The sequence below is a fragment of the Roseibacillus ishigakijimensis genome, assembly GCF_016595415.1.
Lineage (GTDB): Bacteria > Verrucomicrobiota > Verrucomicrobiia > Verrucomicrobiales > Akkermansiaceae > Roseibacillus > Roseibacillus ishigakijimensis.
This window is the reverse complement of the sequence record NZ_JAENIO010000003.1, coordinates 130,835-143,516: the sequence shown is the minus strand read 5'-3', so window position 1 is coordinate 143,516 and position 12,682 is coordinate 130,835. Positions and strand designations below refer to the sequence as shown.

Below are 12,682 nucleotides of genomic sequence, written 5' to 3'. Positions count from 1 at the left end.
ATTACCTTGTGAATCCATGACCCGGCTTGCACTCACTCTAACAATTAGTTATCTTTTCTCCTTCTCGGCCCAGGGGCGCACCCGCGAATCCTTCAATACCGATTGGTATTTCCACCGCGGCCAGGCCCCCGGAGCCGAGGAAAGCAGCTACGATCACTCCACCTGGCGGGAACTCGCCCTACCCCATGACTGGGCCATCGAAGGCCCATTCGACATCCAGTACAACGCCCGGGCGGGCGGGCTGCCCTTTCACGGCACCGGCTGGTATCGCAAATCCTTCACCGTGCCGGACCACGCGGAGGGCCAGGTGGTCACCCTCGAATTCGATGGTGCCATGTATGATGCCCACGTCTGGCTCAATGGACACTTCCTTGGCAACCGTCCCTTCGGCTACATCGGCTTTCAATACGACCTCACCCCCTACCTCAACCTGGAGGGAGAAAACACCCTCGCCGTGCGCCTCCAGCCGGAAGACCTCTCCTCCCGCTGGTATCCCGGTGCCGGGCTCTACCGCAACACTTGGCTTGAGGTGAAAGACCCCGTTCATGTGGCCCAATGGGGAACCTTCGTGACCACCCCCACCGCTACGGCCGAACGCGGCGAAGTGCGCGTGGCCAACGAAATCAAAAACAGCAGTGACAAACGCCGGGAAATCACCCTGGAGGTCAGCCTCACCAATCCCGAGGGACGGGAAGTCGCCAAAGAGAGCCGCCGCTTGGCCCTGGCTCCCCACGAAAGCGGAGAAGCCACCCTCGCCTTCGACGTCGCGCAGCCCCAGCTCTGGGACCTCGCTTCCCCCGCCCTCTACACCGCCGTCACCCGAGTCCTCGAAGGAGAGACCGAACTCGATCGCACCGAGACCGCCTTCGGCATCCGCGACGTCAACTACGTGGTCGGCGAAGGCCTCTACCTCAACGGCCAACCCGTGCCCATCAAAGGGGTCTGCATGCACCACGACCTGGGAGCCCTAGGGGCGGCCGTCCATCCCCGGGCCATCGAACGGCAGTTGGAAATCATGCAGGAAATGGGGATCAACTCCATCCGCACCGCCCACAACCCACCCTCCCCCGAGGTTCTGCAAGCCTGCGACCGCATGGGCATCCTCGTGCAATGCGAGGCCTTTGATTGTTGGGAAATGGCCAAGGTCCCCAACGGCTACAACAAGTTCTTTGCCGAATGGCACGAACGCGATTTGCGCGACATGATCCGGGCCTACCGCAACCACCCCTCGATCATCATGTGGTCCATTGGCAACGAAATCCTCGAACAAAGCCAGAAAGACGGCTGGAAGCTGGCCCGCCATCTCCACCAAATCTGCAAAGACGAAGACCCCTCCCGCGCCACTTCGGCCGGCTTCAACTACTACCCCGCTAGTGTCACCAATGGTCTCGCCGCCGAAGTGGACATCCCGGGCTTCAACTACAAACCCCTCGCCTATGCCGAAGTCGCCGAGGCTCATCCCGATTGGCACATCCTCGGTTCGGAAACCTCTTCCTGCACCTCCACCCGGGGCGTGTATCATTTGCCTATCGAGAAATATGACACCCACCCCTCCCTCCATGTCACTTCCTATGACTTGATCGGCCCCGTGTGGGCTTATCCCCCAGACATCGAGTTCCGTTTTCTGGCGGAGACTCCCCGCGTTCTCGGGGAATACATCTGGACCGGATTCGACTATCTTGGCGAGCCCACCCCCTATGGTGGCCGCGACAATTCCACCAATGGTTACTGGAATGATGATTGGCCCGCCCGCTCCTCCAGCTTCGGCGCCGTCGACCTCTGCGGCTTTCCCAAAGACCGCTTCTTCCTCTATCAAAGCCAATGGACCACGGTGGAGGACAATCCCATGGTCCACCTCCTCCCACATTGGAACTGGGAGGGCCGGGAAGGGGAAACCATTCCAGTCTATGCCTATACCAATGCCCGAGAAGTGGAGCTCTTTCTCAATGGCCAGTCCCTCGGGCGCAAGGTGAAAGGCGAGGACCCCACCGAGTTGATCGTCGACTTCAAAAACTGGCAGGAAGGCTCCTACGCCTCCCCCTACCGCCTCTCCTGGGAGGTGCCCTACCAGCCCGGCGAACTGAAAGCGGTGGCCTATCAGGACGACCAGCAGGTTGCGGAAAAAAGCATTCAAACTGCGGCCGCTCCCGCCCAACTAGAGGTCACCGCTGATCGGCAGACCATCGCCGCCGATGGCATTGACCTCTCTTTCCTCACCGTGCGGGTCCTGGATGGAGAAGGCCACTTCTGCCCCCTTGCCAACGATTCATTGACCTTTACAGTGGAAGGCCCTGGAAAAATCGTGGCCGTGGACAACGGAGATTCCACTTCTCTGGAATCCTTCCAAGGCAACACCCGCAGCGCCTTCAATGGCATGGCTCTCGTCGTGGTGCAAAGCCAGCGAGGCAAGAGTGGCAAAATCACCCTCACCGCCAAAGCCCGAGGGCTCACCGCCGCTTCCGCGACCATCGAGACCATCGCAGCCCCCTGACACCACGCGCGATTCTCCACTTGCCAGGGCTGGTCACCGCGACCAGCCCTTTTTTTCCCCGGCCCTCACTTAGCGAGCAACCTTTTGCAGGGAAAGCCGCGTCACGGCCCAGCGGGAACTCTTTCCCCCCAAGTCCGCAAAGGTCAGGGTGAGTTCTCCATCGCGAACCGTCACTTCACCTTGCAGATAGGGAAACTCCCCAGCCTTGGAATCAAGCGGACTCCCCAGATCCCGACCTTCCGCCCGCACCACCATGCGATCAAAATCACCTTTGCCAGCCCCCATATTCAGAGTGATGGCCCATGTTCCGTTGGCAATCTTATGCTTCAGGGTCGTCGTGCCTTCACTGGTGACATGGTCGCGATTGATCTCATTGACCCCGCCGCGCGCGCCTTCATCCACCGCCCGCAGCTCCTTGGTAGGGTGGGTTTGCCAAGAAATATCACCCTTCGTGCCAGGAGTGATCCCCGTCCAATCGCTTGGCACCGGCGAGGAATCGGTCCCGAAATCATAGTGGTAGGCCGTCTCTTCCAAATCGACCGAAACCGGCCCGCTCACCGTCACATAGACCGCCCCCCAATCGCGTTTCCCAGTGGCATCGACCACGAGATAATGGAAGAAATCTTCCCCTACAAAGTTGCGGGGAGGAGTGTAAATTACCTCATTGCGTCCGCCGGGACCGGTAGCAGACGAGAGCTGGATACGCCCCCCGTGATAACTAACCTCATCCAGCAGTTGCGCATCGAGGACATCATTATTGGCATCGTAATCATTGGCAATGACATCGATGGTCACCGCTTGCCCATCCTCAGCCCGCGCCCGGTCGTAAGCGCCAAAGGGAGCGATCTCGCCGGGCTCGGCGACTGGATCGCCAAACTGCCGCTTCCGCTGCCGGGTCTCGTAGACGCGATAGGCCTCTTCGGTTGAGAGCCGCCCGATGTTGTGATTGCCACCCCCGTGCATGATGCTGACGTGATAGTTGGCCCCCTCTGCGCTCCGGGCCCCCCGGCCATCACGAGGACGGGCTTCGTAAAAGAAGCCAGACTTGTTGTTGTGATGAAGATTCCAGGAATGACCAAACTCGTGCGCAATCGTGCCATCGGCCCAACTGGTCTCTCCTCGGCCACAAGAAAGGGCGTAGCGATTCCCCGAGCCCACCGTGTTGACATAGGCAATCCCCGAAGGCGCATAATGCACATGATAAACCGCCAAATCGTGTTCCTTGCCCACTTCGCCCGCATTCTTGTTCCAATAATCACGAAAGGCCCGCAACCCGCCGACATCCCCCTTGCGCACCGCATCACGCAGAGGGTCAGATTCGGCCTCGGTGCGAATGAGAACCTTGCCAAGCCGATGCTTGATGCCAGCCGCCGGCAGGAAACGACGGTCCAGATTTGGAATGAGTGATTCCGCAGCTGCCCGCGCTCGCTTCAAATCGCCTCCATAAGTGTCGTGAAAAGCCCGCGAGCCAATCTCGACTCCAATTTCGAATTCCAGCACCTCCATCACCCGCTCTGGAGGCAGTGTGGCACGGGACTTCCCCGTCAGCGCGGAAGTCCCCAAGCCCGGCAAAAGCCCGATGGCCACCGGTCCCACCGAGGCCGCGGTCTCGGCTTCACCCTCATGATGGGGATGGGCGAGCAGAGCAGGAGACAAGACCGCAGAAAAAAGGGAGAGTGAGAGTTTGGCAGCAGATTTCATCGTTCCGGATAGGCAGAGTGGGATTCAGTTGTCCTTTTCACTGCCCGCAAGGCGCGATTTTGCCCGGAAATCGACGCACGCCCGCTCTCCCCGGAGCACAAGCCGCAAGATTTGTATTTGCCCAGTGCACAAATCACCCTTCAGAGACATTTCCCCTCGATAATGAAGATCACTTTCGCGGTCCTCGCCGCCACTCTCCAGTTCGTCACCGCCAGGCCCGAGAAGCCGAACATCGTGCTCCTCCTCACCGACGACATCAGTGCGCGCGAATTGCCGCTCTACGGCTCCACCACCTGGACCGACCCCTTCCGCGAAGACACCTCCGACCCCGCGCAGCAGGCCCACATGCCCGTGCTCGACCGACTGGCCCGAGAGGGCTGCTGGGTGGAGACCACTTGGGCCGCCACGGTCTGCTCCCCCAGCCGGGCAATGATGATGACCGGTCGCTACGCCCACCTGCACAAATGGTGGAACAACAAGGACAAGGGAATGGTCACCCGCGCGAACGGCAAACAGGAAGTCTGGCCCCTCTACGAAAGCTCCCCCCTCCAACTGGGCCATTTGGCGCAAAAAGCCGGCTACGGAACCTTCTGGGCCGGCAAAACCCAGATGGCCGGCGACCTCGATCGCTTTGGCTTTGACGAAGGTTGCTTCACCCCCGGCTCGCTCAGCGACCGCGACAACCCCTACACCGACTTCAAGCACGTCCCCACCATGGTCGCTGGCGAAAAAATCCTCCTCTGCGCCGATACCGGAAAACCCGTGGATACCTATTGGCAGCACGGCTGGTATTTCTACCCCCACGTCAAGTTGCTCAATCCTGGAGGAAAGAAGGGCTATCACTGGTGGCCGGATAGCGAGGAATCCCGCGCCCAATTCGGTCCCCAGACCTACGGCCCCGATGTCGAACTCGACTTCGCCTTCGACTACTTGGAACGTCAGGTCCAAGAGGAAAAACCCTTCTTCATCTACCATTGCAGCCATCTCGGCCACGACGCCTATGATTGGTTGCATCCGGAGTCCAAGAGCAGCTGGCCTGGCACTCCGGTCGTCACTTGGAACGGCCAAGGCTATGAACGCCGCGAGGTCAAAATCACCGGCAACAAGGGGAACTACGACACCCATGGCACCGTCACCGAGCCCGGCATGCACCGCCACCTGAACTACCTCGACTACCAAGTCTGGCAATATCTGCAGAAGTTTGAAGAGCTGGGCATTGCCGACAACACGCTCTTTATCTTCACCTCCGACAATGGCTCCGGTGGCTATGGCAAGAATAGCCCCGACCGGCAAAAAGGAACCCATGTCCCTCTCATCATCCATGGCAAAGGATTGAGCAAAAAAGGAAAGCAAGAGATCCTCGTCAATCTCTCCGACTTCCTCCCCACTCTTGCCGAACTCACCGGCTACGAGATTCCTATTGACTACGAACACAATGGCAAAAGCCTGGTTCCCTTTCTCTACGGCGAGGAAGAGCAACACCGTGACTGGATCTATGCCTACTACTTTGGCAAACAGCTCATCCGCGGTCACAAGGTGATGAAGGACGCCCGCGACAAGTGGTGGGACGTCAGCGCTGTTCCTGGCGACCTCATCAGCTTTCCCGAAATCACTGACTGGAAACAGATTTCTCCGGCCCACCGTACGGAACGAGCTCGGCTCGAAGCTATCCTTCCCTCCTTCGATCTTTACGAAAGTGCCCATGACGCCCCTGGCACGAAAGCCGAACGGCTCTTCACCGCGTCTGGCAAACGCATCAAAGCCCCGGTCAAATTGAGCCCGGAAAAGTCTCCCGATGGGCTCCAGGCAGCGGGCGCACCGATCGATCTCTTTGCCCAGGGAGATTTCTCGGAATGGACGATTCAAGGCAAGCCCGTGGCCGGGGGCTGGACGATAGCGGACGGAGTGGTCCATTTGAAACCCCAGGGCGGCAACTTACTCAGCAAACGCAGCTTCAAGAACTTCGAACTCAGCTTCGAATGGAAAGTCTCCGAGGGTGGAAATAGCGGCGTCAAATACCGCTGCCAAAAGAGCCTGGGGCCGGAATACCAGATTCTCGATGACGAGAAGCACCCGGCAGGCAAGAATCCCCGCCAGCGCACCGGCGGCCTCTACGAAATCCAGGCTCGCCTCCACGACAACTGCTACCGCCCCGCCGGAGAGTGGAATACCAGCCGCATCGTAGCGAAAAACAAGTCGCTGGCTCATTGGCTCAACGGAAAACAAGTGGTCGCTATCAAAATCGGCTCTCCAGAATGGAACGAGGCCTATGGAGCCAGCAAATTTGCCAAGCTGCCGGACTTCGGGCTCAAGGCAGGAAACCTCCTTTTGCAAGATCATGGCAACGAGGTCTGGTTTCGCAATGTCAAAGTCCGCAAACTCAAACCTCACAAGAAGAACGCGCAATGAAAAACACTCTCCTTTGCCTCCTCCTCTGCGGACAAACAACTCTCGCGTCAGGGGCGGAGAAGCGTCCCAACGTGGTGCTCGTCATGGCCGACGACATCGGTCTCGGTGACCTCAGCTTCTATCAGCGGCAGCTTCATCCCGATCGGCCCCCAACCGTCGAGACCCCTCATTTGGACCGTTTGATTGAGGAGGGCATGCGCTTTAGTGATGCTCATTCCCCCGCCTCACTTTGCGCCCCCACCCGCTTTTCCATGCTGACCGGTAACTATTCCTTTCGGAACAAAAAAGGGCCGTGGGGAGTCTGGAACCCCGGCAGCGACAGCGGCATCGACCCGCACTTCACCACCATCGCTCGCTTGGCCAAGGCTGGCGGCTATGAGACCGCCTTCTTTGGCAAATGGGGACTCGGCAGCGCAACGAAGAAGGAGGACTACACGGCTCTCGCCCAGGGAGCGACTGCCTTTGGCTTCGACTACGCCCTGGAGCTTCCGCAGGGAATTCAGGATGAGCCTTTCGCCTTTTACGAGAACAGGAAGTGGCTCAAAGCAGCCGAGGACTCCCGCTTCGTGCGCCTCTCTGCCGAGCAGCTCGGCTATGCCCGCCATGTGGGCAACAAACACGAGCATGACGAGGGCTGGGGAGACTCTCACTGGAATCCCTTTCAAGCCGGCCCCCTCTTGATTGAAAAGGCCACTGCCTATCTTTCCTCCCGGGCCCGGGAACCCTTCTTTCTCTACTATTGCAGCCAAGCTGTGCACATCCCCCACACCGCGCCCGAGCAACTGGCCGGCGTCGCCTTGGCTGGCACTACTGCAGGCAAACATGGCGACATGATTCGGGAACTCGATCTCCAGGTGGGCTTGCTCATTCGCGCTTTGCAGGAAACCGGGGTCTACGAAAACACCCTCTTTGTCTTCACCTCCGACAATGGCGGACTGGTCATCGACCAGGAAATGCGCCAGGCCGGACATGACGCCAGCAACGGGTGGAGCGGGAGCAAGGGCTCCATCCTCGAAGGCGGCCATCGCGTCCCCTTCCTCGCGGTCTGGCCCGGGGTGATTCCACCCGGAAGCGAGTCCCACGAGCCCATCGTGACCCACGACATGGTGGCCACCATGGCCGCCCTGGCGGGGCAAGCGCTGGACCGAAGCCAAATCAAAGATTCCCTCAACCTCCTCCCTCTTTGGCAGGGAAAAGAGGCGCGCGGAAGCCACACCGTCCTCCTGCACGGCTCCATTGCAGGCGGCTTCAGCTATGCCATCCGCCAGGGCCCCTGGAAACTCGTCATGCAGGGTTCCCGAGACTACGACCCCGCCCAATTGCAAGCAGTAGGGCTCTATAACCTCGCGCAAAACAAAAGGGAAACTCACGCGACCAACCTCATCCATCGGGAAGACCAGCAAGAGCGGGTCGAGGAACTCCTGGAAAGCTATCGCCGCTACCGGAAGAATACAATTCCCACCGTGCAGCAAGTCCCGCCCCCACCCGTGCCATGATTAGCAAAATTCTCCCCTTCCTCTTCCTCCTCCCTCTCATCGCGGAGGAACGCCCCAACCTCATCTTCATCCTCACCGACGACCACAATCGGGCGGATCTGGGTTGTTATGGAAATCCCATCGTCCAAACACCCCATCTCGACCAAATGGCAGCCGAGGGCGTGCTTTTTGAGAAGGCCTCGGTAACCTCCGCGATCTGCACCCCGAGCCGGGTCTGCTATTTCCTCGGGCAATACGAGCGCAAACACGGGATCAACTTCAACTCTGGCACCGCCCTCTCCCAAGCGGCTTGGGCCAAAAGTTATCCCGTCCTCCTGCGGGAGAACGGCTACTTCACTGGTTATGTCGGAAAAAATCACGTCCCCATCGGAGCGCGCGGTTACGACACCGGGCTTATGGAGGCTTCCTTCGACTTTTGGTATGCCGCGCATGGCCACCTCCGCTTCTATCCCAAGAAAGGACACCGCCTCTTTCGCCATGCGAAGCACGATACCCAGGTGGAAGTCATTCAGGAAGGAGTCCATGAGTTCTTGGCGGGCAAGGAAAGCTCTTATCTGAGTGGGGCGGAGCGATTTCTCTCCACCCGCCCCCAGGACCAACCTTTTTGCCTCAGCATCTGCCTCAATGTCCCCCATGGCTCCAGCACGAGCACGATGCAGCTCTTGCCCACCGACGATGACCTCTATCGCACCGCCTACCGCGAGGGGATGGAGAAGATGCCGCTGCCACCCCACTACCTGGCAAAATCGGCCATCTCCCAACCCAAACTGCCCGCCGACCTCCTCCACACCGCCTTTCGACAGGAAAGCTACAGTTGGGTCGACACCCCCGCCACCGTGCGAGAACGCCGCGTGCGCCACTTCCAAACCATCACCGGAGTCGACCGGATGGTGGGACAACTACGCCAACAACTGGACGAGTTGGGGGAATCCGACAACACAATCATCATCTTCACCTCCGACCATGGCCTCTTCAATGGCGAGCAAGGTCTAGGAGGGAAGGCGCTAAACTACGAACAATGCTTGGCGGTTCCCCTCATCGTCTTCGATCCCCATTTGCCCCGCGAACAAAGAGGCCAACGGCGCCAGGAACTGGTGCAATCCATCGACCTCGCTCCCACCCTGCTCGACCTTGGGGGAAAAGAGATACCCGCTGCGATGCAAGGAACAAGCTTCCTCCCCCTCCTTCGCAACGAGGAAATCCCTTGGCGGCAGTATGCTTTTGCCGAGAACCTGTGGTCCACCTACTTTGGCAATCCCCGAATCGAATCGGTTCGAAGCCAAAGATGGAAGTATATCCGCTACTTCGCCAATCCTCGCTCACAGTGGCAAGAGCTGGAGGGCGTGCAAGGAGTGCGCCTCTATCAGGTCTCCCCCCAGCAGCGCGAACGCTACCAACAATGGCGCACGGCCTCCATCGCGGGTGAGGAACCGGTCTACGAAGAACTCTACGATCTCGAGGCCGACCCTCACGAAGTCCGCAACCTGGCGACCCAGCCAGAGCACGCGCCCACCCTCGCCCTCCTGCGGGCGCAATGCCAGGAGGCCGTCACCGCCGCCTACGGAGCAAGCGAGCACCCGGCCGTGGTCCCCCTCCCACCAGGCACTAATGCCAAGTAAAAAGAGGATAAAGCGCGTCCCGAGCGATTCACTGCCACCCCCTGTTTTTCTGCACGGGCAAGCCTCTGAAGCACATAGCCAGAGTAAGCGACGTCGGCGGCAACGCCACGCACGCTTGTAAAAACACGAAAACCACCTCCTATGAAAACCACACAAATCCTGTCAATAGCTGCCGCCTCTCTCGCCGCTCCCCTCTCCAGCCAGGCTGCCACCAGCGTCATTTATTCCGCCGATTTCGAGAGCCTGCCCGACCAAGCGCCTCTCGTGACGGCGGAGGGCAACCCCTGGACCAGTTTTAACGCGAACTCCAGTATAGGAGACACCAACGCCAATGGTGATGCCGCCAGTGGAGGAATCTACGCGAGCCCAGGAGCCAACCTGGCCACCCGCAATGGCATGCGCGGCTATGGAACCATTGCCGATGCCAACTTCACCTCGGCAGCGGGAAAGGTCGGACAACTCCACACCTTCAACGGAGGCGGGTTCGGCGTTCTCTCGGTGGGCCCCATCACCACCGTCGGCGGTGAGAACAATCAACCGACCCCAATCACCATCACTCCCGTGGTTGGAGATATCTACCGGGTCACCTTCGACATGTATGTCCAAGCCATTCGCTCGGAAACCTCGGCTCTGGCAGTCAACTGGAACCTGAAGGATGCCAGCTTCGCCGCCTATCCGACCTACAACACCACTTGGGATGACTACACCAACGCGGGCGTAGGCGATGTCCTCAGTATCACCCAGGATCTGGTCATCACCCAGGCCATGGTAGACGACGGCATCACCTCTTTCGGGCCCCAGTTCGCACTCTTCAATGCCAACACCACTGAGCAGAACCTCCCCCACAACACGGCTTTCGCGCAAGTGGACAATTTCCAGATCTCCCACATCACCATTCCCGAACCTTCCTCCATGGCCCTCCTCGGTCTGGCAGGTGGGCTCCTGGCCTTCCGCCGCAAGAAGTAGCCCTCCCCTTTTTTCAGAAGGCTCCCCTCACCAGGCGCAAACCGATCGGGTTGCGCTTTTTTTCTCCCTCCCTCGCTCGCGCCTCTCCCGGATTGGGTCAAAAGAGCGCTTTCTTCCTGCAAGATTTGCCTGGAAGAAGACATCTTCCTTTCCATCGGGAGCCGAGCTTTTCCCGCTCTTCCCTGCAACCTTATCGAGACCTTCCATGCTTCGCTTTTTACCCATACTCATTTCACCGCTTTTTCTACCCGGGCCCAGCCAGGGAGCCACTGCGCCCCAACAATGGCACAAGGTCACCCTCGACTTTGTCGGACCGGAAACCTCGGAGACCGCAGAGCCCAATCCCTTTCTCGACTATCGACTCGACGTCACCTTCACCCAGGGAGACACCACTCTGGTTGTGCCCGGCTACTTCGCCGCCGACGGCGATGCCGCGCACACTTCGGCGGAGGCCGGAAATTGCTGGCGGGTGCACTTCTCGCCGCCGTCAACCGGTGATTGGCAGTGGACCGCCTCCTTCCGAGCCGGGGAAGAAATTGCCATCGCCGACAATCCCCTGGCGGGCACGGCAGGCGGATTCTGCGACGGCCAACAGGGCACGCTCCACGTCGTTGCCAGTGACAAGCAAGCCCCAGACTTCCGGGCCCTCGGCCGTCTCGCCTACGCCGGCCATCGTTACCCTATCACCTTGGGCACCGGAGAGATCTTTCTCAAACAAGGTTCCGATGCCCCGGAGAATTTGCTGGCTTACGCCGACTTCGATGGCGACTTCAAAAGCGATGGACACAAGGACAACCTCATCAAAAGCTGGCAACCCCACGAGCAAGACTGGCAGGAAGGCGATCCCACTTGGAAAGAGGGAAAAGGAAAGGGTCTTATCGGAGCCATCAACTACCTCGCGGGCAAAGGACTGAACGCGGTCTCTTTTCTCACGTTCAATGTGGAAGGCGACGACCGCAATGTCTTCCCCTATCTCAGCTACGACGAACGCTTTCGATTCGATATCTCCCGCCTGGCCCAGTGGGAGATAGTCTTTGAGCACGCCACCAGCAAGGGACTGTTTCTCCATTTCAAGACCCAGGAAACAGAAAACGAAACCCTGCTGGATGACGGGGACACCGGGCCGATGCGTAAGCTCTACTATCGCGAGCTCATCGCCCGCTTCGCCCATCACCCGGGCCTAAACTGGAACATGGGGGAGGAGAACGGGGAATGGGGCAAGCATCACAAAGCCAAATGGCAAACGACCGCGCAACGGCTGGCGATGGGGCGTCATCTGGCAGCGCTGGATCCCTACGAGCACCCCATCGTGATTCACAACGGCCAGTGGCCCCATGACCTTTACGGGCCGGACTCACCCTATCACGGAGCCTCCTTGCAAACCGGGCAACCCGACTTCCGCAATGTGCCCAAGTCCACTCTCAACATCCTCACCGCCAGCCGGGCCAAGGGAAAACAATGGATGGTGGCTTGTGACGAACCCGGGGATGCCCAGCGTTCGCTCGTTCCGGACGAGACCGATCCCGAGCATGATGATGCCCGCCAAAACGGCCTCTGGGGACAGCTTCTCGCCGGAGGCTGGGGCTGCGAATGGTATTTCGGCTACCAATTTCCGCACTCCGACCTGACCTGCCAGGACTACCGCTCCCGCGACCTCTTCTGGGACCAATGCCGTCTCGCTTTGCAATTCTTCCGCGAGCAAGACCTGCCTCTCCTTGAGATGGAAAACCACAATGAACTCCTCAGCGGCGGGGAAGGCTACTGCCTCGCGCAACCGGGAAAACACTATCTGATCCTGAGCAAGAAAGCGGCCTCGGAGCTGCGGGTGGATTTGAAGCAGGCTCCCGGTGAGTTCACCGTGCAGTGGTTCAATCCCCGGCGTGGAGGCCCCTTGCAAACGGGCTCCCTCGAAGTGGTCAACGGAGGGCAGACCGTGGAGTTGGGGGAAGCCCCGGCCGAGCCACAGCGCGATTGGGTGATCCTCCTCACCGCTAGGTAAG

General features: G+C 59.5%; 7 protein-coding genes. 6 read left to right on the top strand and 1 reads right to left on the bottom strand.

The window, feature by feature from the left end; genetic code table 11:
• Positions 1–16: 16 nt before the first annotated feature.
• A complete protein-coding gene (galB, locus tag JIN78_RS02075; RefSeq protein ID WP_200390271.1) occupies positions 17–2,491 on the top strand; it encodes a beta-galactosidase GalB in 2,475 nt (824 codons plus the stop codon).
• Between the two features lie 69 nt (positions 2,492–2,560).
• Here galB and JIN78_RS02070 read toward each other — a convergent pair whose 3' ends face one another.
• Positions 2,561–4,192, bottom strand: a complete 1,632-nt coding sequence (locus JIN78_RS02070) for an Ig-like domain-containing protein (protein ID WP_200390270.1) — start codon at positions 4,190–4,192, stop codon at positions 2,561–2,563.
• A gap of 162 nt (positions 4,193–4,354) precedes the next feature.
• Between JIN78_RS02070 and JIN78_RS02065 the strand changes: the two genes are divergently transcribed.
• The 5 genes from JIN78_RS02065 (at position 4,355) to JIN78_RS02045 (ending at position 12,681) form a co-directional block, all read left to right on the top strand.
• A complete protein-coding gene (locus JIN78_RS02065) occupies positions 4,355–6,601 on the top strand; it encodes a 3-keto-alpha-glucoside-1,2-lyase-like domain-containing protein (RefSeq protein ID WP_200390269.1) in 2,247 nt (748 codons plus the stop codon).
• Positions 6,598–8,097 (top strand): sulfatase family protein, encoded by a 1,500-nt coding sequence (locus JIN78_RS02060; protein ID WP_200390268.1) that lies wholly within the window; start codon positions 6,598–6,600, stop codon positions 8,095–8,097. The genes JIN78_RS02065 and JIN78_RS02060 overlap by 4 nt, the downstream gene beginning before the upstream one ends.
• Positions 8,094–9,716 carry a sulfatase-like hydrolase/transferase gene (locus JIN78_RS02055; protein ID WP_200390267.1) on the top strand — a complete coding sequence of 541 codons (1,623 nt, stop codon included), beginning with the start codon at positions 8,094–8,096 and terminating at the stop codon, positions 9,714–9,716. The genes JIN78_RS02060 and JIN78_RS02055 overlap by 4 nt, the downstream gene beginning before the upstream one ends.
• Positions 9,717–9,857: 141 nt before the next feature.
• Complete coding sequence (locus JIN78_RS02050; RefSeq protein WP_200390266.1) at positions 9,858–10,682, top strand: PEP-CTERM sorting domain-containing protein; 825 nt, start codon at positions 9,858–9,860, stop codon at positions 10,680–10,682.
• A gap of 205 nt (positions 10,683–10,887) precedes the next feature.
• Positions 10,888–12,681, top strand: coding sequence for a DUF5060 domain-containing protein (locus JIN78_RS02045; protein ID WP_200390265.1), 1,794 nt, complete (start codon positions 10,888–10,890; stop codon positions 12,679–12,681).
• Position 12,682: the final 1 nt, after the last annotated feature.

Coding starts and splice junctions, on each gene's coding strand:
- JIN78_RS02045 (WP_200390265.1), top strand. CDS start 10,888: ATGCTTCGCTTTTTACCCATACTCATTTCACCGCTTTTTCTACCCGGG.
- galB (WP_200390271.1), top strand. CDS start 17: ATGACCCGGCTTGCACTCACTCTAACAATTAGTTATCTTTTCTCCTTC.
- JIN78_RS02065 (WP_200390269.1), top strand. CDS start 4,355: ATGAAGATCACTTTCGCGGTCCTCGCCGCCACTCTCCAGTTCGTCACC.
- JIN78_RS02055 (WP_200390267.1), top strand. CDS start 8,094: ATGATTAGCAAAATTCTCCCCTTCCTCTTCCTCCTCCCTCTCATCGCG.
- JIN78_RS02050 (WP_200390266.1), top strand. CDS start 9,858: ATGAAAACCACACAAATCCTGTCAATAGCTGCCGCCTCTCTCGCCGCT.
- JIN78_RS02060 (WP_200390268.1), top strand. CDS start 6,598: ATGAAAAACACTCTCCTTTGCCTCCTCCTCTGCGGACAAACAACTCTC.
- JIN78_RS02070 (WP_200390270.1), bottom strand. CDS start 4,192: ATGAAATCTGCTGCCAAACTCTCACTCTCCCTTTTTTCTGCGGTCTTG.